Source organism: Pseudomonas sp. LBUM1659 (assembly GCF_059716045.1).
This window is the reverse complement of sequence record NZ_CP166797.1, coordinates 125,366-152,267: the sequence shown is the minus strand read 5'-3', so window position 1 is coordinate 152,267 and position 26,902 is coordinate 125,366. Positions and strand designations below refer to the sequence as shown.

Genomic DNA, 26,902 nt, shown 5'->3' with positions numbered 1-26,902 from the left:
GCGTGCTCCTAGTTTGTCGTTTCGACCGGGAAACCTTCGGCCTGCATTTTCTTCAACACGTCCTGCCAGCGGGACAGGCGTTTGGTGTCACCGACCTTTTTGTTGCCCTTGGCGCCCGGCAAGTACAAACCTTCTGCATTGAAAGAGTAGACCGGTAACAGATCAGTTCGTTGATTGGCCGGTTTTATCTCGTTGATCAGGCTGTCGAGCACCAGCGGCATGGCCTCGGGGCTTGAATAGTAGGTCAACACCATGTGCGCCCGGTTCTGGCGCAACGCCTTGACGTAGGTGATGCGCAGCTTGTCACTGGAGACGCCGAGATGCCGCAGGCTGAAATACTTGGCAATCGCGTAGTCTTCGCAATCGCCGGCGCCCTTCCACAGCGCCTCGATGGGCGTTTCCCAATAGTCGACTTCGTGCCACAGGTCGATGTCCTCGACGTAGCGCACCTGTTTGTTGAAGAACAGATTGACCACTTTGAGCCGCTCCAACTCGCTGACCTGCTTCTGAGTGGCCAGCAACTGCTGCCAGGCATCGATCCGCGGCTGCCCTTCACCCAACGGGCCGTACAAAGCCTGAGCACGACGGCTGATCAGCGAAAAGTCCCAATCGGCCTGCAAACCACCCAGCATGACGCCAGCCAGTAGCAGAGCGCAGCACAGCCAGCGCAAAGTCCGTGGGATTGCGAAACGTACCGCCAATGCGAGGCATCCAGGTCAGGCAAATGGAATTCGGCCGATGGTGCAGGTTAGCCCGGCAAAAGACAATGGCACGGTGCAATCACGGGCGACGCGCTAGACTTTGTATTGTGGATGACATGAAAAGATTGCGATTGAGAACCTGGCCTGTTTGACAAGCTCTGTTGCAGTCACTAGTGTCCATTTGGATCCAAATATTTCAGTCCATTAGGGTGCGTAGCAGTGCCACACAAGACCAACCCTCTCAGCAGTATCAAGGTCAGCGGGCCGATTCCCGCTCACCTCGCACGTTCGGTGATCGAAGAAACGCTGCGCTCGGCGATTCTCGATGGGCGTATCCCTTGCGGCACCGCGTTGCGCCAGCAAGACCTGGCTGACCTGTTCGGCGTCAGCCGTATGCCGGTGCGCGAAGCCTTGCGCCAGCTCGAAGCCCAGGCGCTGCTCAACGTTGTCGCCCATAAAGGCGCCGTCGTCGCACCGCTGGTTCAGGGCGACGCCGTGGAAACCTATGCGCTGCGGATTCTCCTGGAATCTGAAGCCCTGCGATTGTCGATTCCATTGCTCGAAAAAGAAGACTTCGAAGCCTCTGCCCGTCATATCGATGATATGGAGACAGAACAGGATTACAGCGAGATCGGCCGGCTCAATCGCTTGTTCCATATGTCGCTGTACAGCAAGGCGCCGAACCGTCGACTGTTGAGTCTGGTTGAAGAAGGGTTGAACGAAGAGGAACGTTTCCTGCGCTTCAATCTGGAAGCGATGGGCCTGGGCAAATTGTCTCAGGAAGATCACCGAGCGCTGCTACTGGCCGTGGAAGACCGCGACATTGAGCGAGCGGTAAAGATGCTCGAGAATCACCTCAACCGGGGTGTCGAGGTCATTACGCGCTACCTCGCCAGCCCTGAAGCGCTTAACAAGAAAATCTCCCGATAAACCGTGCCGGCAAGCCTGAACGAGCAACTCTCATTGCTCGTTTTCGCTTGTCGCGACGGCGGCAAGCCCCACTCTAAAGCCTCGCCCTCGATTTCTCCCTCCCAAGCCCAATAATTGCACCGAGAAGTGACGTTTCGGTGATAGCGGCTGCCGTGATTTACGCTCACTCTTGAACTGCCAATAACGAATGAACGGGCGACGCTGCGCACCTGCGCAGCAGTCCCCCGCAACAAGAACCTAAGGAAGGAGTCTTGTCACGGGAAAGGAAGCATCGGCGTTGATCCCAGCCAACTTCCACCCCCTAAAGTCACGTCAATGATTCAACTATGAAAGTTGCTTCGAGTGAGGCATTCACTCTTCTATTCAATTCTGACCCTAATTAGTTGGAAGGAGCAATTACGCCCAGATAAAACCTCTGACTTAAGTTTTATTGGGACTGGTCGCGCCGTAGAAAGTTTAACTTCTATTTAATTAAAAAATTACTTGCCGAAAACTTTATTCGTGTATTAGTTTTTGTTCGCCGCACTGAGCACAGGCCTGCAGGCACTGCCCGGCGGACTCATACCCACTCCTACAGATCAATTAGCCTGAGGTTCCTGCTCGCCCACAAAAAACTTTAAACGACAGTCACTTATTGATCGCAACTTCCTTTAGGCACTTCAGATCACTTATAGGCTCACTCATGAAAAACAATAAAGAACGCCTCATCCAGAAAAAAGCAGAACTTAGTGCACACCCGATCTTCTCTGAAATACATTCACTGTCGGTACTTCAGCGCTTCATGGAAACCCATGTATTTGCGGTGTGGGATTTCATGTCGCTCACCAAGCGCCTGCAACAGGAATTGACCTGCGTTCAACTGCCTTGGCTGCCGCCCGGAGACCCGCAGGCCGCGCGTCTGATCAACGAAATCGTGCTGGGTGAAGAGTCCGATGATCGTCTGGTCCAGGGCCATTACAGCCATTTTGAATTGTATCTGGATGCAATGCGCGAAGTCGGTGCCAGCACCGTCGCGGTGGAACGCTTTGTAGCGTTGCAGCAGGAAGGCGTGAGTTATGACGTCGCGTTGCAAAGCGTGGACGTCGATCCAGCGGCGGCGCAGTTCGTGCGGCACACCTTGCACACGGCGTTGCATGCACCCGGACACAGCGTCGCCGCAGCGTTTTTGCATGGTCGTGAGAGCGTTATTCCGCAGATGTTCCAGCGGATTCTCGACGATTGGGGCATCGGCATCGAGCAAGCGCCGACCTTCCGGTACTACCTGGAGCGGCACATCGAAGTCGATTCCGAAGACCACGGCCCGGCGGCGGAAAAACTCCTGGCCCGGTTGGTCGATGGCAACCCGCAGCGCGAAGAGGACGTCTACGCCAGCGCCATTGCCGCCATAGAAAGCCGCATCGCCCTGTGGGACGGTCTGCGTCTGAGCATGGGCGAACCTTTGCCTGAGGTGAGCGCATGAACGCCGCCGACTACCAATCCTTCGCCGACGCCTGGGAAAGCCGCGCGACCATCCGCACTCGCCCACGGCGGGTGCTGGAAAACGACGACAAGCTGATCTATCCCTTGAGCCGGCAACCGCTGGTGCTGAGCGAAACCTTCCTGCGTGAATGCCCGGAACAAAGGGACTTTGCCTTGGTGCAGACGCTCTACAAGTTCATCAACGACGTGGTGATATTCGAAACCGAGATCGTCGACAAGACCGCGCGCAGCATCGCCAAGAATCGCTTCGCCGTGGCGTTCCCGTTCGCCTGCCGCTACGACGCCATGACCGTGGTCGTGGACGAGGATTACCACGCGTTGGTGGCCATGGACTTCATGCAGCAAACCATCGCCATGACGGGCATCACTCCGATCGGGTTACCCGACGAAATCGAGCTCAGTCGAGCCATCCCGGTGGCCTTGGCGCTCGCGCCGGAACACCTGCGCAGCGCCGTCGAGTTGATCTGCGTGGCCATTGCCGAGAACACCGTGACCGGTGATGTCGCGGCGTTCGCCAAGGACGACACAGTCAAGCAGTCGATCAAGGGCCTGATGGCTGATCACTTGCTGGACGAAGGTCGCCATTCCAGCTTCTGGGCGCGGCTCGTACGCATCTACTGGCACACCGCGAACGAAGACGATCGCCATTGCATCGCGCAGATTCTGCCGGTGTTCATCAGCCATTACCTGACCAATGATATTCAGAAGTCCTTCGACTTCCGGTTGATCGAGTCTTTGCAGATCAGCGAGGCGGCACGTCGGGCACTCAAGTGCGAAGTCTCGGGGCTGGCCTTCCCGATCAATCGCCATCACCCAATGGTCGCCAACATTGTGCGGTTTTTTCGCAGCAGTTCACTGCTCGACTCGCCGTGCGTGCAAGACGCGCTGAGCGATTACCTGGATTAACAAGGAGTACATCCATGAGACGTCTCGACATTTTGCTCATTGGGCAAAGCCAGGCCTTGACCGACCTGGCGCTGGAGCTTGAACAACACGGTCATTCGTTAATGCGGTTCGACACGCTCAACGACCAACCGGCATTTGATTTACTGATCGACGACGCGAGTCTGTCGTTTGCGGGCTTCAGCGAAACACCGCGACTGACGCTGCAACTGGGTGTCGGTGGATCGGAGGCTGTCGGTTTGCCGTCGCTGGACGTGTTGTGCACTTACAACTCGGCATTGTTCACTCGTGTGTCCATCGCCGACGTGCCTTGCGGTAACGGCCAGACATTGCGCCTGCGAGCGGTGGCGGAGCTGGTGGATCACGTCGCGCTGCTGGTCAGCCGCTTCTCCCGGGATGCCGAGTATTTTCTGCACGCACAACCGGCAGCGCCTGCTCACTTTGAGCGGGTGGAAAATCTGCTGTGGCTCGAACACCTGGCCTTTATCCATCAGCTCAACTTCACTGAGCAGCCCGGGCTGCTGAAACTGGGCCAGATCCCGATGATCGAGCGCCTCGAACAACGCCTCCTCAAATCTGCCGAACGACCTGCACTGAGTATCGACGGTGCATCTCTGAGCTATCGGCAACTGCATGCCCACAGCCGTGCAATCCAACAGCAGTTGCAGCCGCTACTCGATCAACATCAAGGGCCGTTGGTGGTCGGGATCTGTCTGCCGAAATGCAGCGCGTTGTATGCAGGGATTCTGGCAATTCTCGGCAGCGGTGCGGTGTATTTGCCGCTGGAGCCGAGCCACCCGCTGCAACGTCAGCAGTACATTCTTTCAAATGCCGGGGCTGTGTTGTTGCTGCATGACGGCCAGCATCCGCTCGCCGACGACATGCCGGGACTGGACATCAGCCGCATCGACGTTGACGACGTGGACCTCGAGCACCCTTTGATGCGCCACCGGCCCGACCTTGATGCGCCGTGCATGGCGCTCTATACCTCAGGTACCACCGGGCATCCCAAAGGCGTGTTGCTCAGTCAGGCCAACCTCGCGCACTTCACCGCGTGGTACGCCGACTACGTGCAGCTCACCGAACAGAGTCGAGTGTTGCAGTTTTCGTCATTGAGTTTTGACTCGTCGCTGATCGATATTTTCCCGACCCTGCTTCAGGGCGCCGAGCTGATCGTGCCCAGTGACGATCAACGTCGCGATCCCTTGCAACTGGTCGAGCTGATCCGCCACCGACAACTGAGCCACGCGTTTTTGCCGCCGGCACTGTTGAGCATTCTGCCGCTGGAGCAGTTGCAGGGTCTGGATCATGTGATGACCGGCGGCGATGTTTGCGAACCCTACGTGATCGAGCAACTGACTCGCCAGGGCAAGCTTTACAACCTGTATGGCCCGACCGAAGCCACGGTGCTGATTACCGCGCGACAGTTGCGTACCGGCGACAGCAATCGAACTCTCGGCGCGCCGATTGCCAACAGCCAGGTGCTGATTCTCGATGAAGACTTTCAACCAGTGGCCGACCAAACCGTGGGTGAGTTGTACATCGTCGGACCGGGGGTGTGCCTGGGGTATTTGAACAATCCACAGCAGACCGCCGAGCGTTATCTGACCCTGAGTGTTCCATGCGGCCAAAGCCTGCGCGCCTACCGAACCGGCGACATGGCGAAGTGGACCCGCGACGGCGTCGAGCTGTGTGGGCGGCGGGATCACCAGGTGAAGATTCGCGGCTTCCGGGTTGAACCGGAAGAGATTGAACGCTGCCTGCGCGACAGCCAGTTGTATCGCCAGGTGGCGGTGGTCATCGACAGCCAGCGGCGCATTCTGGCCTTCTTCGCGCAGCCTCAGGAAGACCGGCCCGGCAGCGCTCGCGAAGCCTTGAAGGCTCACGCGCTGCAATTTTTACCGGACTACATGCAGCCGGTTGCCTGGACCGAACTGCAAAGCATGCCCATCGCCAGCAATGGCAAAGTCGACCGCAGAGCGTTGCTTGCAATGCCGGTCAGCGTCCTGGAAAACACTACTCGGCGCTTACCCTCCAGTGCCGATGAGGCACTGCTGCTGGAGATTTGGGCGGAGTTACTGGAGCTGCCGGCCAGCGACATTTCTACCGACGAAAGCTTCTTCAATCTGGGCGGTCACTCGATCCTGTTGTCGCGCATGTTGCTGCGATTGCGGGAGGAGTTTGGTCGCAGTATCTCGATCAACCGCTTCATCGAGTTACCGACGATTGCCAAGTTGGCGACCTTGGTACGCGGCTCCGGCACCGAAGAAGTGTTGAGTGAAAAGGCATTGGCCGATGCCTTTCGTGAGCTGGAGATTCAGCCGTTGCCCATCAGCCAAATGGGCGATGTGCACAAGGTGATCGTGACCGGCGCCAACAGTTTTGTCGGCGTGCACATTGTCGAGGCGCTGCTGGGTTGGGGCGCCACTGAAGTCGCATGCCTGGTGCGCAATGGTGGCGGGCAATCGGCGGCTGAGCGCTTTGCTCATGCACTGCGCGAGAACCGTCTGGAGCATCTCGACCTGAGCCGGGTGCGGGTGTATGCCGCGGACATCACTCGTCCGTCTCTGGGACTGTGCGCCGAGGATTACCAACGCCTGGACCGGGAGTTCGGCGCACTGGTGCACAACGCTGCCAACGTCAATCACGTACTCGATTACGAGTCGCTGGCGCGGGACAACGTCGAACCGATTTTCGAGTGCCTTCGGTTGTGTGAAGGGCGCAGCAAGAAGGTTTTCAACTTCGTCTCTACGCTCTCCGCGTCCAGCACGATGACTGCCGAGGGCCGGGTGCTGGAATTGCCCGCCGCCCAGACACCGCCGATCTACATCAAGAACGGCTACAACCTGTCCAAGTGGGTCGGCGAACGGATTCTTGAGCGAGCTCGCGAGCGAGGGGTGCGGGTCAATCTTTATCGCCCCGGCAACATCAGTTTCAACAGCCTCACGGGTGTCTGTCAGCCCCACAAAAACCGCTTGATGCTGATGCTCAAAGGCTCGATCCAGCTCGGCCAGGTGCCGGAGTTCGCGCTGAATTTCGACCTGATGCCGGTGGACTTTCTCGCCCGGTTCATCGCCTTCCATGCCAGCCGCTATCAGCCTGAAAAAGCGGTGTTCAACCTGCACAACCCCGAACCCCTGAGTTGGGATGACTACGTAGCGTCCTTTCGCGAGGCTGGGCGGGAATTCTCCATGGTCAGCGTCGCTGACTGGCAACAGCAACTGGACCGGGTTGATAGTGAAAACGCGCTGTTCGGCGTGCTCGGTTTTTACCTCAACGGCTTCGAGGAAGACATCGGCGACATCTCGATGATCGGCCACGACAACGCCCAGGCCGGCGTGCGGCAGATGGGCACGCACTACCCGGAAAAATCCCCGGAGCTGCTGCGTCGTGGCTGCGACTACTTGAAAGAAATCAACTTCATCTGATTCAACCCAAACGGAGCAAAACCATGAGCACTCTGCAACCCGATACCCTGATCAAAAACCCTCAAGGCTGCCACGTGGTGTCCTCGGTGGAAGTACCGGCCGAGGCCGTGAAGGTCTGGGCAGTCGTCGGTAACTTCGCCGGCTTCGATCAGTTCATTCCGGCGCTGTCGCACATCGAGATGACGGGCGAGGGCGTGTCGTCCTTGCGCAAGAAATTCTTCAAGGACGGCAACCTGGTGGTCGAGCAACTCAACTCGCGGGATGACCACGCGTTGAACATAACCTGGACCACGATCTACAACACGTTGGGCGTGGCCAATTTGTGGGCGGCCATGAGTGTTGAGCCGCTGGGCGTGGGCAAGTCCCGTGCGACCTGGACCATCATCGCCGAACCGGCACAGGGGGGGGCCGAGGCCCTGCCGGGGTTCAAGGCGTTTGTGCAGGGGTTTGCCGATGATGCGATGAACAATGTGTTGAAGCTGTTTACGTAAGGCTCCGTTTTCGCGTTGACAGGTACATCGCTGACCAGGAACGCGTGACATCCAGTTCTGCACGCTGCTGGAGGTCAGATCACCAGCACCCATAAACGGCATACAAAAAAGCCAGCCCCTGATTTGCAGGGGCTGGCTCTTTTGTTCTACGGAATTTGGCTAGCCTAAAACGACAAAACCCCTGTCTGCGTTAGCAGACAGGGGTTTCGGAATTTAATCTTGACGATGACCTACTCTCACATGGGGAAACCCCACACTACCATCGGCGATGCATCGTTTCACTGCTGAGTTCGGGATGGGATCAGGTGGTTCCAATGCTCTATGGTCGTCAAGAAATTCTGTGACCAGCCCGTTACAGTCGTAACGTGCCAGCAAAATGAGTGACTTCTACTAAAACAAAACCCCTACCTGCATACGCAGATAGGGGTTTCGGAATTTAATCTTGACGATGACCTACTCTCACATGGGGAAACCCCACACTACCATCGGCGATGCATCGTTTCACTGCTGAGTTCGGGATGGGATCAGGTGGTTCCAATGCTCTATGGTCGTCAAGAAATTCGGTAGCCAGGTCGTTTTCTCTTGCGAGATCACGCTCCAGCGAATGGGTATGTAATAGATTTGTGTGTTTCGTTTCGAATTTTCGACTGTGTATCGTCTTCACACACCGCAATCTGGTCTCTTTCGAGTTCACAGATTGCTTGGGTGTTATATGGTCAAGCCTCACGGGCAATTAGTATTGGTTAGCTCAACGCCTCACAGCGCTTACACACCCAACCTATCAACGTCGTAGTCTTCGACGGCCCTTCAGGGGACTCAAGGTCCCAGTGAGATCTCATCTTGAGGCTAGTTTCCCGCTTAGATGCTTTCAGCGGTTATCTATTCCGAACATAGCTACCCGGCAATGCCACTGGCGTGACAACCGGAACACCAGAGGTTCGTCCACTCCGGTCCTCTCGTACTAGGAGCAGCCCCTCTCAAATCTCAAACGTCCACGGCAGATAGGGACCGAACTGTCTCACGACGTTCTAAACCCAGCTCGCGTACCACTTTAAATGGCGAACAGCCATACCCTTGGGACCGGCTTCAGCCCCAGGATGTGATGAGCCGACATCGAGGTGCCAAACACCGCCGTCGATATGAACTCTTGGGCGGTATCAGCCTGTTATCCCCGGAGTACCTTTTATCCGTTGAGCGATGGCCCTTCCATACAGAACCACCGGATCACTAAGACCTACTTTCGTACCTGCTCGACGTGTCTGTCTCGCAGTCAAGCGCGCTTTTGCCTTTATACTCTACGACCGATTTCCGACCGGTCTGAGCGCACCTTCGTACTCCTCCGTTACTCTTTAGGAGGAGACCGCCCCAGTCAAACTACCCACCATACACTGTCCTCGATCCGGATAACGGACCTGAGTTAGAACCTCAAAGTTGCCAGGGTGGTATTTCAAGGTTGGCTCCACGCGAACTGGCGTCCACGCTTCAAAGCCTCCCACCTATCCTACACAAGCAAATTCAAAGTCCAGTGCAAAGCTATAGTAAAGGTTCACGGGGTCTTTCCGTCTAGCCGCGGATACACTGCATCTTCACAGCGATTTCAATTTCACTGAGTCTCGGGTGGAGACAGCGCCGCCATCGTTACGCCATTCGTGCAGGTCGGAACTTACCCGACAAGGAATTTCGCTACCTTAGGACCGTTATAGTTACGGCCGCCGTTTACCGGGGCTTCGATCAAGAGCTTCGCGTTAGCTAACCCCATCAATTAACCTTCCGGCACCGGGCAGGCGTCACACCCTATACGTCCACTTTCGTGTTTGCAGAGTGCTGTGTTTTTAATAAACAGTCGCAGCGGCCTGGTATCTTCGACCGGCATGGGCTTACGCAGTAAATGCTTCACCCTCACCGGCGCACCTTCTCCCGAAGTTACGGTGCCATTTTGCCTAGTTCCTTCACCCGAGTTCTCTCAAGCGCCTTGGTATTCTCTACCCAACCACCTGTGTCGGTTTGGGGTACGGTTCCTGGTTACCTGAAGCTTAGAAGCTTTTCTTGGAAGCATGGCATCAACCACTTCGTGTACTAAAAGTACACTCGTCATCAGCTCTCGGCCTTAGAATCCCGGATTTACCTAAGATTCCAGCCTACCACCTTAAACTTGGACAACCAACGCCAAGCTGGCCTAGCCTTCTCCGTCCCTCCATCGCAATAACCAGAAGTACAGGAATATTAACCTGTTTTCCATCGACTACGCTTTTCAGCCTCGCCTTAGGGACCGACTAACCCTGCGTCGATTAACGTTGCGCAGGAAACCTTGGTCTTTCGGCGTGGGTGTTTTTCACACCCATTGTCGTTACTCATGTCAGCATTCGCACTTCTGATACCTCCAGCAAGCTTCTCAACTCACCTTCACAGGCTTACAGAACGCTCCTCTACCGCATCACCTAAGTGATACCCGTAGCTTCGGTGTATGGTTTGAGCCCCGTTACATCTTCCGCGCAGGCCGACTCGACTAGTGAGCTATTACGCTTTCTTTAAAGGGTGGCTGCTTCTAAGCCAACCTCCTAGCTGTCTAAGCCTTCCCACATCGTTTCCCACTTAACCATAACTTTGGGACCTTAGCTGACGGTCTGGGTTGTTTCCCTTTTCACGACGGACGTTAGCACCCGCCGTGTGTCTCCCATGCTCGGCACTTGTAGGTATTCGGAGTTTGCATCGGTTTGGTAAGTCGGGATGACCCCCTAGCCGAAACAGTGCTCTACCCCCTACAGTGATACATGAGGCGCTACCTAAATAGCTTTCGAGGAGAACCAGCTATCTCCGAGCTTGATTAGCCTTTCACTCCGATCCACAGGTCATCCGCTAACTTTTCAACGGTAGTCGGTTCGGTCCTCCAGTTAGTGTTACCCAACCTTCAACCTGCCCATGGATAGATCGCCCGGTTTCGGGTCTATTCCCAGCGACTAGACGCCCTATTAAGACTCGCTTTCGCTACGCCTCCCCTATTCGGTTAAGCTCGCCACTGAAAATAAGTCGCTGACCCATTATACAAAAGGTACGCAGTCACCCAACAAAGTGGGCTCCCACTGCTTGTACGCATACGGTTTCAGGATCTATTTCACTCCCCTCTCCGGGGTTCTTTTCGCCTTTCCCTCACGGTACTAGTTCACTATCGGTCAGTCAGTAGTATTTAGCCTTGGAGGATGGTCCCCCCATATTCAGACAAAGTTTCTCGTGCTCCGTCCTACTCGATTTCATGACCAAGAGATTTTCGCGTACAGGGCTATCACCCACTATGGCCGCACTTTCCAGAGCGTTCCGCTAATCTCAAAGCCACTTAAGGGCTAGTCCCCGTTCGCTCGCCACTACTAAGGGAATCTCGGTTGATTTCTTTTCCTCAGGGTACTTAGATGTTTCAGTTCCCCTGGTTCGCCTCTTAAGCCTATGTATTCAGCTTAAGATAACCATCTTATGATGGCTGGGTTCCCCCATTCAGACATCTCCGGATCAAAGTCTGTTTGCCGACTCCCCGAAGCTTTTCGCAGGCTACCACGTCTTTCATCGCCTCTGACTGCCAAGGCATCCACCGTATGCGCTTCTTCACTTGACCATATAACCCCAAGCAATCTGGTTATACTGTGAAGACGACATTCGCCGAAAATTCGCAATTTAACTCACAAATTTTACCTTAGCCTGATCCGCTACCAGTGAAAGTAACGTCCAGTCTATCTTTCTATCACATACCCAAATTTTTAAAGAACGAACTAGTCAAAGACTAGAAATCAACATTCACCATCACCACGATGGAATGCTCATTTCTAAGCTTTATACAAACAGAAGCAGTAGTGGTGGAGCCAAACGGGATCGAACCGTTGACCTCCTGCGTGCAAGGCAGGCGCTCTCCCAGCTGAGCTATGGCCCCGTATTTCTACAGGCGTTTCCCACACAAAATTGGTGGGTCTGGGCAGATTCGAACTGCCGACCTCACCCTTATCAGGGGTGCGCTCTAACCAACTGAGCTACAGACCCAATTTCGAGCTACTAAGGCCGACCTCACCCTGCTCTTTACCACAAAGCATGGGGTGCGCTCTAACCAACTCAGCTACAAACCGATACAGGCTGCTTCTTTCGTCTTCTTCAATGAATCAAGCAATTCGTGTGGGAGCTTATGAAGCAGCTGATGTCGTCGATTAAGGAGGTGATCCAGCCGCAGGTTCCCCTACGGCTACCTTGTTACGACTTCACCCCAGTCATGAATCACACCGTGGTAACCGTCCTCCCGAAGGTTAGACTAGCTACTTCTGGTGCAACCCACTCCCATGGTGTGACGGGCGGTGTGTACAAGGCCCGGGAACGTATTCACCGCGACATTCTGATTCGCGATTACTAGCGATTCCGACTTCACGCAGTCGAGTTGCAGACTGCGATCCGGACTACGATCGGTTTTATGGGATTAGCTCCACCTCGCGGCTTGGCAACCCTCTGTACCGACCATTGTAGCACGTGTGTAGCCCAGGCCGTAAGGGCCATGATGACTTGACGTCATCCCCACCTTCCTCCGGTTTGTCACCGGCAGTCTCCTTAGAGTGCCCACCATCACGTGCTGGTAACTAAGGACAAGGGTTGCGCTCGTTACGGGACTTAACCCAACATCTCACGACACGAGCTGACGACAGCCATGCAGCACCTGTCTCAATGTTCCCGAAGGCACCAATCCATCTCTGGAAAGTTCATTGGATGTCAAGGCCTGGTAAGGTTCTTCGCGTTGCTTCGAATTAAACCACATGCTCCACCGCTTGTGCGGGCCCCCGTCAATTCATTTGAGTTTTAACCTTGCGGCCGTACTCCCCAGGCGGTCAACTTAATGCGTTAGCTGCGCCACTAAGAGCTCAAGGCTCCCAACGGCTAGTTGACATCGTTTACGGCGTGGACTACCAGGGTATCTAATCCTGTTTGCTCCCCACGCTTTCGCACCTCAGTGTCAGTATCAGTCCAGGTGGTCGCCTTCGCCACTGGTGTTCCTTCCTATATCTACGCATTTCACCGCTACACAGGAAATTCCACCACCCTCTACCATACTCTAGCTTGTCAGTTTTGAATGCAGTTCCCAGGTTGAGCCCGGGGATTTCACATCCAACTTAACAAACCACCTACGCGCGCTTTACGCCCAGTAATTCCGATTAACGCTTGCACCCTCTGTATTACCGCGGCTGCTGGCACAGAGTTAGCCGGTGCTTATTCTGTCGGTAACGTCAAGGCACCAACGTATTAGGTTAATGCCCTTCCTCCCAACTTAAAGTGCTTTACAATCCGAAGACCTTCTTCACACACGCGGCATGGCTGGATCAGGCTTTCGCCCATTGTCCAATATTCCCCACTGCTGCCTCCCGTAGGAGTCTGGACCGTGTCTCAGTTCCAGTGTGACTGATCATCCTCTCAGACCAGTTACGGATCGTCGCCTTGGTGAGCCATTACCTCACCAACTAGCTAATCCGACCTAGGCTCATCTGATAGCGCAAGGCCCGAAGGTCCCCTGCTTTCTCCCGTAGGACGTATGCGGTATTAGCGTCCGTTTCCGAGCGTTATCCCCCACTACCAGGCAGATTCCTAGGCATTACTCACCCGTCCGCCGCTCTCAAGAGAAGCAAGCTTCTCTCTACCGCTCGACTTGCATGTGTTAGGCCTGCCGCCAGCGTTCAATCTGAGCCATGATCAAACTCTTCAGTTCAAACATCTTTGGGTTTTTAAGAAACCCTAAACTTGGCTCAGCAATCGTTGGTTACATCTTTGATTTCTCGCGGAGTAACTTGTGATGCTGATAATCTTGTTGACTATCAGTCTGACTCCACAAGCACCCACACGAATTGCTTGATTCAGTTGTTAAAGAGCGGTTGGTTAAGATCTTTCGTCTCAACCGAGGCGCGCATTCTACAGCAGCCTCTGTTGCTGTCAAGCGGTTATTTTCAGAAGTTTTCAAAGTTTCCTTTGTAACTTCAACCACTTGCGCCTTCGATCTCTCGTCAGCGGGAGGCGAATTCTACAGCGTTACACGCTGCTGTCAACACCTCTTTTTCAACTCCTTTCGGGCTTCGATGACCTGAAGCCGCTTACTGCCAAAACCGCGTAACTCTTTGTTTGTCAAGGAGTTTTCCGTTTCGACTGCGCCGGAAGTGGGGCGAATTATAGACATCCAGAATCTGCCGTCAAGCACTGATTTGGGTTATCTATCAATAACTTGCCAAAAGGCGGAAAACCACCCGATTCCTTTCTATATAGAGGAGCAATATAGCTTCCCTCTATATGGAGGGAACCCTCAAAGCACCCCAGATTCTTTGAAAGCTGCCACTGCACCCGCTCCCAGCCCCAGCACACGCTGCAGAACCTCCTGCGTATGCTCGCCCAACAAAGGAGGAGCATTGCGGTACTCCACCGGAGTCTTGGACAGACGAATAGGACTCGCCACCTGCGGCACCCTCCCCGCCAACACATGAGGCATCTCAATCGACAACCCACGCGCCTTGACCTGAGGATCAGCAAACATCTGCGCAAGATCATTTATCGGACCACATGGCACACCAGCCTGCTCCAGCTGCAACACCCATTCAGCAGTGGTCTTGAACACCGTCGCCTGACGGATCAGCGGAATCAAAGCCGCCCGATTCGCCACTCGCAGCTTATTGGTCGCAAAGCGTGGGTCATCCGCCCACTGCGGCTGCCCGGCCACTTCGGCAAACTTGCGGAATTGACCATCGTTACCCACGGTGAGGATGAAGTCGCCATCCGCCGTAGGAAAGTCCTGATAAGGCACGATGTTCGGATGGGCATTACCCAAGCGCTTCGGTGCATTGCCCGTCGTCAGGTAGTTCATCGCCTGGTTGGCCAGGCACGCGACTTGGACATCCAGCAATGCCATATCGATATGCTGGCCGCCACCGTCGTGATCCCGATGCGCAAGCGCCGCCAGAATCGCTACCGTCGAGTAAAGCCCGGTCAAGATGTCTGTCAGCGCCACACCGACCTTCACCGGCCCGGCACCCTCATCCCCTTCCGGTCGACCCGTCAGGCTCATCAGACCACCCAAGCCCTGGATCATGAAGTCATAACCCGCACGCTTGGCGTAGGGACCCGTCTGACCAAACCCGGTAATCGAGCAGTAAATCAGATTCGGATTGATCGCCTTGAGCGACTCATAGTCCAGCCCGTAAGCTGCCAGCCCACCGACCTTGAAGTTTTCGATCAGGATGTCCGACTTGGCCGCCAACTCCCGCACCAACTTCTGGCCTTCCGGACGCGTGAAGTCGATGGTGACCGATTGTTTGTTGCGGTTGGCCGACAAGTAATAAGCGGCCTCGCTGGTGTTTTCACCATAGGCGTCTTTAAGGAAAGGAGGCCCCCAGGCGCGCGTGTCATCGCCATTGCCCGGGCGCTCGACCTTGATCACCTCAGCGCCAAGGTCTGCAAGGATCTGCCCGGCCCAAGGCCCGGCCAGTACCCGCGATAAATCCAGTACCCGAAGATGCGAAAGCGCGCCCATGGCCGTTCTCCTATTAATAGAACGCCTGGATGCCGGTCTGCGCGCGACCGAGAATCAGTGCGTGGACGTCATGCGTACCTTCATAGGTATTCACCACTTCCAGGTTGACCAGATGGCGAGCGACACCGAACTCATCGGAGATGCCGTTGCCACCCAGCATGTCGCGCGCCATGCGAGCGATGTCCAGGGACTTGCCGCAGGAGTTGCGCTTCATCATCGAAGTGATCTCGACCGCCGCAGTGCCTTCATCTTTCATACGACCCAGACGCAGGCAGCCTTGCAGCGCCATGGTGATTTCGGTCTGCATGTCGGCGAGTTTCTTCTGGATCAGCTGAGTGGCAGCCAATGGACGACCGAACTGATGACGATCCAGGGTGTATTGGCGAGCGGTGTGCCAGCAGAACTCGGCAGCGCCCAGCGCGCCCCAGGAAATGCCATAACGCGCGGAGTTAAGGCAGGTAAAGGGACCTTTCAAACCACGGACGTCCGGGAAGATGTTCTCTTCAGGGACAAACACGTTGTCCATGACGATTTCGCCTGTGATGGATGCTCGCAAGCCAACCTTGCCGTGAATCGCCGGAGTGCTCAGGCCTTTCCAGCCCTTCTCCAGAACAAAACCACGGATGTCGCCGGAGTCATCTTTACCCCAGACCACGAATACATCAGCAATCGGGCTGTTGGTGATCCACATTTTGTTGCCGGTCAGGCTGTAGCCTCCTTCCACTTTGCGCGCACGAGTAATCATCGCGCCTGGGTCGGAACCGTGGTTAGGTTCTGTCAGACCGAAGCAACCAATCCACTCACCGGTAGCCAGTTTTGGTAGGTATTTTTGCTTTTGGGCTTCAGTGCCGAATTCGTTGATCGGCACCATCACCAGCGAGGACTGCACGCTCATCATCGAGCGGTAGCCAGAGTCGACACGCTCGACCTCACGAGCAATCAGGCCGTAGCTGACGTAGTTGAGGCCGCTGCCGCCGTACTGCTCAGGGATCGTTGCACCCAACAGACCGACTTCGCCCATCTCACGAAAGATTGCAGGATCGGTTTTTTCATGACGGAAAGCTTCGAGAACGCGCGGTGCGAGCTTCTGCTGAGCGAATTGCTCGGCAGTGTCGCGAATCATGCGCTCTTCTTCAGTGAGCTGTTGATCCAGCAGCAGAGGATCGATCCAGTTGAAGCTCGCTTTACCGCCCATGAGTGTGTCCTCTCGAATCAGGGTCAAATTACGTGGACTGATCCTAGGCCGGGTTCGGCTTTACGGCAAACGAGGATTTTGCATACTGTTGTGCTAATTTCTCACTCCGAAACATCGCAAAAGTGCTTTTATGCGATGCATTAGTGAGGTTGACGTACATGCGCAGGAAAATCCCCAGCACTACAGCCCTGATCAGCTTCGAAGCGGCCGCACGCCACGAAAGCTTTACCAAAGCCGCCCTCGAGCTTTCGCTGACTCAGGGCGCCATTTGCCGACAGATCGCCAGCCTGGAGGAGTTCCTCAGCGTCGAACTTTTCCGACGCTCGCGGCGTGGGGTGAAGCTGACGGAAGCCGGCCTTTCCTACAGCCGCCGCGTGGCCACCCAGCTCGACGCAGTGGAGCGGGATACGCTGTCAGTGATGGGGCAACAGGGCGCCAACGTGATCGAACTGGCAGTGGTTCCAACCTTTGGCACTCAATGGTTACTCCCACGACTTAAAGACTTTCAACACAAGCACCCAGATGTAACGGTCAACCTCACCAACCGCACGCGCCCCTTTCTGTTCGCGGACACCGATTTTGATGCAGCGATTTACTTCGGTGACGCCGATTGGTCAGGCACCGAGTCCCACAGGTTGATGGGTGAAAATCCGATGCCGGTGTGCAGCCCAACCCTACTGGGCAAGAAGACAAATCTGACACCCGTTGAAATTGCGGAACTACCACTGTTGCAACAGACCACTCGTCCTTATGCATGGCGTCAGTGGTTCAATTCCCAGAATCTGAATATCCCTCGGGACATGACAGGACCGCGCTACGAGCTATTCTCCATGCTCGCTCAAGCCGCGATGCACGACATGGGGATTGCGCTGATTCCACCGTTCCTGATTCAGCGTGAATTGGCGGAGAAGCGCCTGGTGATTGCCAACACTCAAGCGTTGTCGAGCATCAAGGCTTATTACCTGATGATTCCCGAGCGAAAGGTGGAATCGGCCTCTTTAAAGGCATTTCGTGACTGGCTGCTCAATCAAGCCCACAGCTACAACCTAGAAGGATAAAGGCCTCGCTCAATTAGTTGACCTGGTAGTCAATAAGATAAAAGCCCTACAGATATAACTATATGTCGCATATACGCAGACTGTACCAACAAGCAGCACAAACGTCCCATAAGCGCCTGTTGACGTGGCTTTGCGCCCCTATCGGCAGGCGATGACTCCTCATTCAGCGTAAAGATATGTAAATTACCAAATTTCGACAAAAACCCTTACAAGTCACGGCCCACAAGGGCTTGCGCCGGTTAGTTGCGACATTCGGTCACGGGGTGACTTGTAGTTAATTTTCCGTCACCCATCATAATCCCTTGAAGGGCACAAAATTCGCCTGCAAAATGCCGCGCCCCGTCCAGATTTGGCGGGATCGTGCTGATCGGCCGCCCCAGCCGCACCATCCGAAGTGCCTGGGTTTACTCAATAAGATCACGCAGGAGATTTGACGTGCACATTGGTGTTCCTCTCGAAACCCAGACGGGTGAAACACGGGTTGCTGCAACCCCTGAAACCATCAAGAAGCTGATCGGCCAGGGTCATAAGGTCACTGTGCAAAGCGGCGCCGGCATTAATGCCAGTGTTGTCGACAGTGCTTATGAAGCGGCAGGCGCAACGATTGGCAGCGCCAACGATGCGTTTGGTGCCGAGCTGATTCTCAAGGTGGTCGCCCCCAGCGACAGCGAGCTGACGCTGATAAAGAGCGGCACCGTTGTGGTGGGCATGCTCAATCCGTTCAGCAATGAAACCATCGCCAAACTGGCCGAGTGCGGCATTACCGCGTTCGCGCTGGAAGCCGCGCCTCGTACCTCCCGTGCCCAGAGCCTGGATGTGCTGTCCTCTCAGGCGAACATCGCCGGCTATAAAGCCGTGTTGCTGGCCGCTCACCACTATCCGCGCTTCATGCCGATGCTGATGACCGCTGCGGGAACCGTGAAAGCGGCGCGCGTGTTGATTCTCGGCGCCGGCGTGGCTGGGTTGCAGGCCATTGCTACGGCGAAACGTCTGGGTGCAGTGATCGAAGCGTCCGATGTGCGTCCTGCAGTAAAAGAGCAGATCGAATCCCTCGGCGCCAAGTTCGTCGACGTGCCTTACGAGACCGATGAAGAGCGCGAATGTGCAGTCGGTGTCGGCGGTTACGCGCGACCAATGCCGGCCAGCTGGATGCAACGTCAGGCCCTGGCCGTGCACGAACGCGCCAAGCAGGCTGACATCGTCATCACTACTGCACTGATCCCGGGCCGCAAGGCACCGACGCTGCTAAGCGCGGAAACCGTGGCGCAGATGAAGCCGGGTTCGGTGGTCATCGACCTCGCGGCAGCTCAGGGCGGCAACTGCCCGTTGACCGTGGCGGATCAAGTGGTAGTTAAGAATGGCGTGACCATTTGCGGCCCGACCAACCTGGCCGGTGCGGTCGCGGCAGACGCTTCGGCACTGTATGCACGCAACCTGCTGGACTTCATGAAACTGTTGTTCGATAAAGAAGGACAACTGGTGATCAACCTTGAAGACGATATCGTCGCCGCGTGCCTGATGTGCCGCGACGGCCAGATCGTGCGCAAGAACGGCTGAGGATAAAAACAATGGAAGACATGCTGATCTCTCACGGTATCTACAACCTGATCATCTTCGTGCTGGCCATCTATGTCGGCTACCACGTGGTCTGGAACGTGACACCTGCACTGCACACACCGCTGATGGCTGTCACTAACGCCATCTCGGCCATCGTGATCGTCGGCGCCATGCTCGCCGCCGCCCTCACCGTGACCCCGCTGGGCAAGACCATGGGCACCCTGGCCGTGGCCTTGGCCGCGGTCAACGTATTTGGTGGCTTCCTGGTAACCCGGCGCATGCTGGAAATGTTCAAGAAGAAAGCGGCTCCAGCAAAAGCTCCGGCAGCCAAGACCGAAGCAGTCAAGGCTGAGGTACAGCAAGCATGAGCATGAACCTGGTTACATCCCTGTATTTGATCGCCTCGGTATGCTTCATCCAGGCGCTCAAGGGCCTCTCGCACCCAACCACGTCGCGTCGCGGCAACCTGTTCGGCATGCTCGGCATGGGCCTGGCGATCCTTACCACGGTCGGCCTGATCTACAAGCTCGGTGCCGAGCTGGCCCATGACGGTATCGTCTACGTGATCGTCGGCCTGCTGATCGGCGGCACTGTCGGTTCGATCATGGCCAAACGCGTTGAAATGACCAAGATGCCCGAGCTGGTCGCCTTCATGCACAGCATGATCGGCCTGGCAGCTGTGTTCATCGCCGTGGCTGCCGTGGTGGAGCCACAGTCGCTGGGCATCGTCCAGCAACTCGGTGACGCGATCCCGGCCGGTAACCGCCTGGAACTGTTCCTCGGTGCAGCGATCGGTGCTATCACCTTCTCCGGTTCGGTTATCGCTTTCGGCAAGCTCTCCGGCAAGTACAAGTTCCGCCTGTTCCAGGGCGCACCAGTACAGTTCGGTGGCCAGCACAAGCTGAACCTGCTACTGGGCCTGGCGACTCTGGCACTTGGCGTGAGCTTCATGCTGACCGGCAATCTCAGCGCCTTCGCGCTGATGCTGGCGCTGGCCTTTGTGCTGGGTGTACTGATCATCATCCCGATCGGCGGCGCGGACATGCCCGTCGTGGTGTCGATGCTCAACAGCTACTCCGGCTGGGCAGCGGCCGGTATCGGTTTCTCGCTGAACAACTCGATGCTGATCATTGCGGGTTCGCTGGTGGGTTCGTCCGGTGCGATCCTCTCGTACATCATGTGCAAGGCGATGAACCGTTCGTTCTTCAACGTACTGCTCGGTGGTTTCGGCAACACCGCAGATGCGGCAGGCCCAGCTGGCTCGAAAGAAGCCCGCCCGGTGAAATCCGGTTCGGCTGACGATGCGACCTTCCTGCTGACCAACGCCGACACCGTGATCATCGTTCCGGGTTACGGCCTGGCGGTCGCACGGGCACAGCACGCGCTGAAAGAGCTGACCGAGAAGCTGACCCATCGCGGCGTGACCGTGAAGTATGCGATCCACCCGGTCGCCGGTCGGATGCCTGGCCACATGAACGTGTTGCTGGCCGAAGCCGAAGTGCCTTACGACCAGGTGTTCGAGATGGAAGACATCAACTCCGAGTTCGGTCAAGCCGACGTGGTGCTGGTGCTGGGCGCCAATGACGTGGTCAACCCGGCCGCGAAGAACGATCCGAAATCGCCGATTGCCGGCATGCCGATTCTGGAAGCGTTCAAGGCCAAGACCATCATCGTCAACAAGCGTTCGATGGCCAGCGGCTATGCCGGTCTGGACAACGAGCTGTTCTACCTGGACAAGACCATGATGGTTTTCGGCGACGCCAAGAAAGTCATCGAAGACATGGTCAAAGCCGTCGAGTAACCCTCAGCGGCACACAGAACGCCCCGACTCGTCGGGGCGTTTTTGTTTGCGCAAATCGTCAGACAAACTATGCTTTTGTTACCGATCCGGTAATGATGTTTTGCTCGAAAGGCCCGGAATAGACGCCTTATTTGCGACCTTGGTAGCGGGACAGGAGTCGGTGTAATTCACTAGACTGCACGTCCTGCTACCCGTTGCCCGAGATAACATCCCATGTACCGTGACCGTATTCGCCTGCCTTCCTTGTTGGATAAAGTGATGAGCGCCGTCGACGCCGCCGCTCTGATTGAGGACGGCATGACCGTTGGCATGAGTGGCTTCACCCGCGCCGGCGAAGCCAAAGCCGTACCCCAGGCACTGGCCGAGCGCGCGAAGGTCTCGCCGCTCAAAATCACCCTGATGACCGGCGCCAGCCTGGGCAACGACCTCGACAAACAACTCACCGAGGCCGGCGTACTGTCACGACGTATGCCATTCCAGGTGGACAGCACCCTGCGCAAAGCCATTAATGCGGGCGAGGTGATGTTCATCGACCAGCACCTCTCGGAAACCGTGGAGCAATTGCGCAATCAGCAACTCAAGTTGCCGGACCTCGCAGTGATTGAAGCGGTGGCGATAACCGAGCACGGCCATATCGTGCCGACCACGTCAGTCGGCAACTCGGCCAGCTTCGCGATTTTCGCCAAACACGTGATCGTCGAGATCAACATGGCGCACAACCCGAATCTCGAAGGCCTGCACGACATTTATATCCCGACATACCGTCCAACCCGTACGCCGATTCCGCTGGTGAAGGTTGATGACCGCATTGGCAGCACCGCCATCCCGATCCCGCCGGAGAAGATCGTCGCGATCGTGATCACCAATCAATCGGACTCGCCGTCCACCGTATTGCCACCGGATGCCGAAACCCAGGCGATTGCCGACCATCTGATCAACTTCTTCAAGCAGGAAGTGGCGGCCGGACGCATGACCAACAAGCTCGGCCCACTGCAGGCTGGTATCGGTACCATTGCCAACTCCGTGATGTGTGGCCTGATTGATTCGCCGTTCGAAGACCTGACCATGTACTCCGAGGTGCTGCAGGATTCGACATTCGACCTGATCGACGCCGGTAAACTGAACTTTGCGTCGGGCAGTTCGATCACACTGTCGAGCCGTCGCAACGCCGATGTATTTGGCAACCTGGAGCGTTACAAGGACAAATTGGTGCTGCGCCCACAGGAAATCTCCAACCACCCTGAGGTGGTGCGCCGACTTGGGATTATCGGCATCAACACAGCGCTGGAGTTTGACCTTTATGGCAACGTCAACTCCACCCACGTCTGCGGCACGCGGATGATGAACGGCATTGGTGGCTCGGGCGACTTCGCGCGCAATGCGCATTTATCCGTCTTCGTCACCAAATCAATCGCGAAGGGCGGCGCTATCTCCAGCGTCGTGCCCATGGTTAGCCACGTTGATCACACAGAGCATGACGTCGACATCCTCGTCACCGAAATTGGCCTGGCGGACTTGCGCGGGCTGGCGCCCCGGGAGCGGGCGCGGGTCGTCATCGACAACTGTGTGCACCCGGACTATCGCCAGGCCCTGGACGACTATTTCACCGCTGCTTGTGCGATTGGCGGGCACACGCCGCATATCTTGCGTGATGCGCTGAGCTGGCACATAAACCTGGAAGAAACGGGGCGCATGCTCAAGGTGTAATTGATACAGATGGCAGCTGACGCAAACACAGTTTCGTCAGTCTGCCGTTGCCAAGTAAAAATCCGTTTAAAACTGTACTGCTGTACCGGTCATTTCCTACCGAAACAACCTACCTTTTCCAGTCAAACGAAGTAAAACGCCTCATTAAGGTGCAGACAGGTACAGTTGCCTCAATTTAGACCAGTACACCCCCTATTAACAGTTAACTGGCCCCTCACAATACAGGTGAACTGTATCTACAGAGACTAGGCAAACGAGAGGATCATGGGCACCAGTTAAACCACTACCTAATCCCGCCACAAGCGGAAGGATGTCAATCATGGAACGTACACTCAGTTCCGAGCTGTTCTTCGAAGACACTGCTGCAAAAACCCAGGCTTCCATGCTTCTGCGCGTTATCGCCAACCTGATGCTGTGGCAGCGCCGCATCTCCAGCCGCCACCAACTGGCTCGCCTGGATTCGCGTCTGCTGGCTGACGCAGGGATTAGCGAAGCACAGCGTTACGAAGAGCTGAGCAAGCCGTTCTGGCGCTAAGTTAGCGTCGCTGGCCCTGACCTATTGGGTCCACTGCCAGCAATCCAGATTGAAAAAACAGAGCCCGTCGTGGGAAACCACGACGGGCTTTGTCGTATTCGTGCTTTTCTCCCAAAACGACCATACCCGCGGAGCACAGGTACAGTTTTCAACACGCCAACTTTGTACAAGTACAATTCCAACAGTTTGTGTGCTTGTTTTGCAATGGCAGAGGAATGATCCCGCTGAAATCGAAGCCCCACTTCCTTTGGCTTCGGGACAGCGCTCTTCAACTGCCTGGAACGGGCCAGCCCCCAGCGTTTACGGGATCAGCGCAATGCTCAGCAACTTTGAAAGTTGGGCATCAGCCATGCGCTTACCTCAACAAAATGGATAAACCAATCGGGCGCAAGCGTCTTGGATGAACAGAGCGGACTGTGCGAAAGAACAAAGCAGGCCTAATATCAAAACCAGAACGTGGCGAATGCTATACGACAGGCGTAATCCAGAAGTTACCTCGCCACCCTCAATCGATTTTTCCAAAGGAGTAACCTCATGTCCCGACTTCGTCTGCTCAGCGTTGCGGCCCTGCTTGCCGTGGCTGCCAATTCCCACGCCACCAGCTTTATCGTGACCACCGATGCCGTCGTCAAAGCATTCAAAGCCACGTCAGATGCTACTTCCAACATCACTTCTTCGTTTAAGGACGACAAAATTGTGCTGGCTGCCCGTGATGATGCCGCGAGCTTCGTTGCCAGCGAAGGGGCTATCCGCGGGGTAAAACTCGAAAGCGCCCTCGATCACATTCGCCACCAGGCTCCACAGCTGAATGCAACAGATGCACAGCTGGCGCAGGCGATTTTGACCATCTAAGCGATAGCCTTGACGCGGGACACGCCCAACGTGTCCCCGTGTTTCGGCACTGGCTCTAGACCGGACGTTGCGCTAGCCTGAGACCGGCTTCCAGCTATCGAGCTTCATGCGTTTTCAATCTCTGCTGTTGATCACTCCGGTCAGTCTTGTAGCCTGCTGGTCCGGCTCGGCCCATGCCTTCGATGCCTTTAATCTTTCTACTCAAGGCACTGTGGCCAGCGGTTATGGCACCAGTCTGGTGACCTGCGCGCCCTTCGATCGTAAACTGCTGCTCGCCGCTCACGATCATGCAGCGGCATTCATTGCCAGCGAGAGCCCAATTGCGTGCAGCACAGCTGGAATCCGCCCTGATTTATCTGCGTTATACCCAGCCAAAACTTCATGCAAGCGACCTTGAACTGGCACAAGCAATTCTCGTCCAATAGTTATCCCTGTTCCCCCGGAGTCGTTCCATGCGTAGCCCGCTTATTGCTGCCACCCTTGGCCTGCTGTTGTTGGCCGATGTGACCCAAGCCCATACCCTGGTTGCCACCAGTAACGTCCTCATTCGTGCCACCCAACGCACGCTTGATTTCACCTCTGATACCACCACTTCCATTCGTGACTCGAAAATCATCCGCGAAGCCCAGGACGATGCCGCGAGTTTCGTGGCCAGCGATGGCGATATCCGCGGCGCGCACCTCGAAGCAGCTTTCAATACCCTGCGCGTTCGCGTGCCGGAAGCCCGGGATGCCAGTGATCAGGTACTCGCCGAAGCCATCCTCGCACTGTGAGGCCGTCAGCCGCCTGGCTACTGGCCGGGATCATGATGCTGTTCGGCAGCACGGCTCACGCCAGCCTGCAATTACAGCTCAAGACTGAGGGTCTTAGCCCAGCTCAACAGCAAGCCAGTCAGGCACTGCTCGATGAAGCCATGCAGGCGTTGCCGCCCCGGTTCATCGAGCAACTGGACCGGCGCATCGATGTCGGCTGGACCGATGACATGCCGAGCAATGCTTACGGCCAGGCGTCGCTGGTGTCCGAACTCGACTTGAACCGTAACCTGCTCGCCAGCCTCACCGACGGCAGTGCTGCGAGCAAGAAGACCTATCGCCCTCATGGCACTGTCCGCCGCGAAATGCTCGCTACGGTGCTGCACGAACTCACCCACATCTATGATCGCTCGCGCCTGTGGCCAGACGATGAGCGCAAACTGATTCAACACTGTACCCGGCGCAACAGCAGCTCGGGACTGGTGGGGATTCCTGATCAGTGCCGTGGCCAGACCGATCGACGCTTTACCGTCAGCGACGATCCTCGCCTGCTCGACCTTGCCGGCTGGCCACAATATGTCGGCCGTCGCGGCGAGCGTGAACAGCACAACCGACAGATCGCACGCAGTCCGGACCTTTACGAAACGAGCAGTCCGAAAGAGTTCGTCGCGGTCAACATGGAGTATTTCCTCCTCGACCCGAGCTACGCCTGTCGTCGCCCGGCGCTGTACCGTTACTACCAGGAACACTTTGGCTGGGCACCGGCGACCAAAAACACCTGCGCTAAAACCGTCGCCTTTCTCAACGCCGGCAATGACTTTGCCAAGCAACCCCTCGGGCAGGTCGATCCGGAACGGGTCTACGCCATCGACTATCTGCTGGCCGAAGCCAATCAGAACTGGGTCAGCCGCTGGGGCCACAGCATGTTGCGGCTGGTCATCTGTGCGCCAGGGCGACCACGGGGCCCCGACTGCCGTCTCGATCTGGACCAGCATCTGGTCTTGTCCTACCGCGCCTTCGTCGGTGACGTGCAGCTTTCGAGTTGGGGCGGACTCATTGGTAAATACCCGTCACGCCTGTTTGTCCTGCCGCTCTCCCAGGTCATCGACGAGTACACCAAGACCGAACTGCGCAGCCTGGCTTCGGTGCCACTGAACCTGTCGCACAGCGAGATCGAAGGTGTCGTGGAACATGCCGCCGAGATGCACTGGAGTTACGACGGCAACTACTTTTTCCTATCCAACAACTGTGCGGTAGAAGAACTGAAATTGCTGCGTAGCAGTACCAACCATGCACAACTGGTCGGGCTGGATAACATCATGCCGAACGGCCTGCTGGAAGTGCTCAAGGGTCGCGGACTGGCGGATACCAGTGTGCTTGACGACCCACGCGAAGCGCTCCGGCTGGGCTATCGCTTCGATTCCTTCCGCGACCGTTATCAGGCCATGTTCGACGTGCTGAAAAAGCGCGTGCCGATCAAGCAGGACAAAGTCGAAGACTGGCTGGCATTGAAAGCGGTCGAGCGCCGGCAATGGTTCGAACAGGCAGACCTGCGCGCCAGTGCCGCATTGCTGCTGTTGGAGCAGGCAGCCTTCCGCCAACAAATGCTGCTGGCCCAGGACGAAGTCAAGCAGCGCTACCTCGGCGCTCGGAACCTGGAAAACGGCGGTATGGACAAGGCCGATGCGACCTTGCAACAGATTCTCGCCAATAGCGGCTACCTTAGCCGTCCGGCTGAACTGCTCGGCAGCGGCGGTTATGGATTACCCCAACCCAATGAGTGGCAACGCCTGGAGTCGGAGAGCAGCCTGCGCCAAAAGCAGTTGCTGGCGCTGACAGGGGATCTGGATAAGGAAGTGCGAGCGCTGCTCGAACCCGACCGTGCCGCCGAAATGGCCGCCAATGAAGCCAATCTGAAGCAGGTTGGCGAACATCTGAGAAAGCTGCACAAAGCAGCAGGCGGGTTGGAACTGCCGTAGAAAAAA

At 56.2% G+C, this 26,902-nt stretch carries 17 protein-coding genes, 2 tRNA genes, 4 rRNA genes and 1 pseudogene; 15 read left to right on the top strand and 9 right to left on the bottom strand.

Translation table 11 applies throughout. From position 1 onward, the window contains the following. Positions 1-8: 8 nt before the first annotated feature. On the bottom strand, positions 9-701 hold the full coding sequence (lapG, locus tag ACA048_RS00700) for a cysteine protease LapG (RefSeq protein WP_497627532.1): 693 nt from the start codon (positions 699-701) through the stop codon (positions 9-11). Between the two features lie 219 nt (positions 702-920). Between lapG and ACA048_RS00695 the strand changes: the two genes are divergently transcribed. The 5 genes from ACA048_RS00695 to ACA048_RS00675 all read left to right on the top strand — a co-directional run bounded on the left by ACA048_RS00695 (position 921) and on the right by ACA048_RS00675 (position 7,932). Further along, positions 921-1,631 carry a GntR family transcriptional regulator gene (locus ACA048_RS00695; protein WP_497627531.1) on the top strand — a complete coding sequence of 237 codons (711 nt, stop codon included), beginning with the start codon at positions 921-923 and terminating at the stop codon, positions 1,629-1,631. A gap of 682 nt (positions 1,632-2,313) precedes the next feature. After that, positions 2,314-3,090: a DUF3050 domain-containing protein gene (locus tag ACA048_RS00690; RefSeq protein ID WP_497627530.1), complete on the top strand. Its 777-nt coding sequence runs from the start codon at positions 2,314-2,316 to the stop codon at positions 3,088-3,090. Then, the gene (locus ACA048_RS00685) at positions 3,087-4,016 is read left to right on the top strand and encodes a diiron oxygenase (RefSeq protein ID WP_497627529.1); all 930 of its coding nucleotides are present in this window, start codon (positions 3,087-3,089) and stop codon (positions 4,014-4,016) included. The genes ACA048_RS00690 and ACA048_RS00685 overlap by 4 nt, the downstream gene beginning before the upstream one ends. 14 nt (positions 4,017-4,030) lie before the next feature. After that, positions 4,031-7,441 (top strand): amino acid adenylation domain-containing protein, encoded by a 3,411-nt coding sequence (locus ACA048_RS00680; protein ID WP_497627528.1) that lies wholly within the window; start codon positions 4,031-4,033, stop codon positions 7,439-7,441. 23 nt (positions 7,442-7,464) lie between these two features. After that, complete coding sequence (locus ACA048_RS00675; protein WP_497627527.1) at positions 7,465-7,932, top strand: SRPBCC family protein; 468 nt, start codon at positions 7,465-7,467, stop codon at positions 7,930-7,932. A gap of 217 nt (positions 7,933-8,149) precedes the next feature. Here ACA048_RS00675 and rrf (ACA048_RS00670) read toward each other — a convergent pair. The 8 genes from rrf (ACA048_RS00670) to ACA048_RS00635 form a co-directional block, all read right to left on the bottom strand. After that, a 5S ribosomal RNA gene (gene rrf / locus ACA048_RS00670) occupies positions 8,150-8,265 on the bottom strand. Between the two features lie 107 nt (positions 8,266-8,372). Continuing rightward, positions 8,373-8,488 (bottom strand): 5S ribosomal RNA (gene rrf, locus ACA048_RS00665). 156 nt (positions 8,489-8,644) lie between these two features. Then, positions 8,645-11,536, bottom strand: a 23S ribosomal RNA gene (locus ACA048_RS00660). Between the two features lie 236 nt (positions 11,537-11,772). Further along, positions 11,773-11,848 (bottom strand) — tRNA-Ala (locus ACA048_RS00655). 30 nt (positions 11,849-11,878) lie between these two features. Then, positions 11,879-11,955 (bottom strand) — tRNA-Ile (locus ACA048_RS00650). A gap of 162 nt (positions 11,956-12,117) precedes the next feature. After that, a 16S ribosomal RNA gene (locus ACA048_RS00645) occupies positions 12,118-13,654 on the bottom strand. The 16S, 23S and 5S rRNA genes sit together here with 2 tRNA genes alongside, the layout of an rRNA operon. A 585-nt stretch (positions 13,655-14,239) precedes the next feature. Further along, positions 14,240-15,460, bottom strand: a complete 1,221-nt coding sequence (locus ACA048_RS00640; protein WP_497627526.1) for a CaiB/BaiF CoA transferase family protein — start codon at positions 15,458-15,460, stop codon at positions 14,240-14,242. A 13-nt stretch (positions 15,461-15,473) separates the two neighbouring features. Then, entirely contained in the window at positions 15,474-16,655 is a 1,182-nt protein-coding gene (locus tag ACA048_RS00635) for an acyl-CoA dehydrogenase (protein ID WP_497627525.1), read from the bottom strand. 158 nt (positions 16,656-16,813) lie between these two features. Here ACA048_RS00635 and ACA048_RS00630 point away from each other — a divergent pair, with 158 nt between their 5' ends. The 10 genes and pseudogenes from ACA048_RS00630 (at position 16,814) to ACA048_RS00585 (ending at position 26,896) form a co-directional block, all read left to right on the top strand. Continuing rightward, positions 16,814-17,713, top strand: coding sequence for a LysR family transcriptional regulator (locus ACA048_RS00630; protein WP_497627524.1), 900 nt, complete (start codon positions 16,814-16,816; stop codon positions 17,711-17,713). Positions 17,714-18,148: 435 nt separating this feature from the next. Further along, positions 18,149-19,270 carry a Re/Si-specific NAD(P)(+) transhydrogenase subunit alpha gene (locus tag ACA048_RS00625; protein WP_497627523.1) on the top strand — a complete coding sequence of 374 codons (1,122 nt, stop codon included), beginning with the start codon at positions 18,149-18,151 and terminating at the stop codon, positions 19,268-19,270. 11 nt (positions 19,271-19,281) lie between these two features. Then, complete coding sequence (locus tag ACA048_RS00620) at positions 19,282-19,638, top strand: NAD(P) transhydrogenase subunit alpha part 2 (RefSeq protein WP_277533369.1); 357 nt, start codon at positions 19,282-19,284, stop codon at positions 19,636-19,638. Further along, positions 19,635-21,071: an NAD(P)(+) transhydrogenase (Re/Si-specific) subunit beta gene (locus ACA048_RS00615; protein ID WP_497627522.1), complete on the top strand. Its 1,437-nt coding sequence runs from the start codon at positions 19,635-19,637 to the stop codon at positions 21,069-21,071. Before ACA048_RS00620 ends, ACA048_RS00615 begins: the two co-directional genes overlap by 4 nt. Positions 21,072-21,284: 213 nt before the next feature. After that, positions 21,285-22,778 (top strand): succinyl-CoA:acetate CoA-transferase ScpC, encoded by a 1,494-nt coding sequence (scpC, locus tag ACA048_RS00610; RefSeq protein ID WP_497627521.1) that lies wholly within the window; start codon positions 21,285-21,287, stop codon positions 22,776-22,778. Positions 22,779-23,097: 319 nt separating this feature from the next. Continuing rightward, positions 23,098-23,313: a DUF1127 domain-containing protein gene (locus ACA048_RS00605; protein WP_497627520.1), complete on the top strand. Its 216-nt coding sequence runs from the start codon at positions 23,098-23,100 to the stop codon at positions 23,311-23,313. A gap of 534 nt (positions 23,314-23,847) precedes the next feature. Beyond that, entirely contained in the window at positions 23,848-24,165 is a 318-nt protein-coding gene (locus ACA048_RS00600) for a DUF2388 domain-containing protein (RefSeq protein ID WP_223521111.1), read from the top strand. Positions 24,166-24,271: 106 nt separating this feature from the next. After that, positions 24,272-24,590, top strand: a pseudogene (locus ACA048_RS00595) (DUF2388 domain-containing protein). 27 nt (positions 24,591-24,617) lie between these two features. Next, positions 24,618-24,938 carry a DUF2388 domain-containing protein gene (locus tag ACA048_RS00590; protein ID WP_497627519.1) on the top strand — a complete coding sequence of 107 codons (321 nt, stop codon included), beginning with the start codon at positions 24,618-24,620 and terminating at the stop codon, positions 24,936-24,938. Then, complete coding sequence (locus ACA048_RS00585) at positions 24,935-26,896, top strand: DUF7844 domain-containing protein (protein ID WP_497627518.1); 1,962 nt, start codon at positions 24,935-24,937, stop codon at positions 26,894-26,896. Before ACA048_RS00590 ends, ACA048_RS00585 begins: the two co-directional genes overlap by 4 nt. Positions 26,897-26,902: the final 6 nt, after the last annotated feature.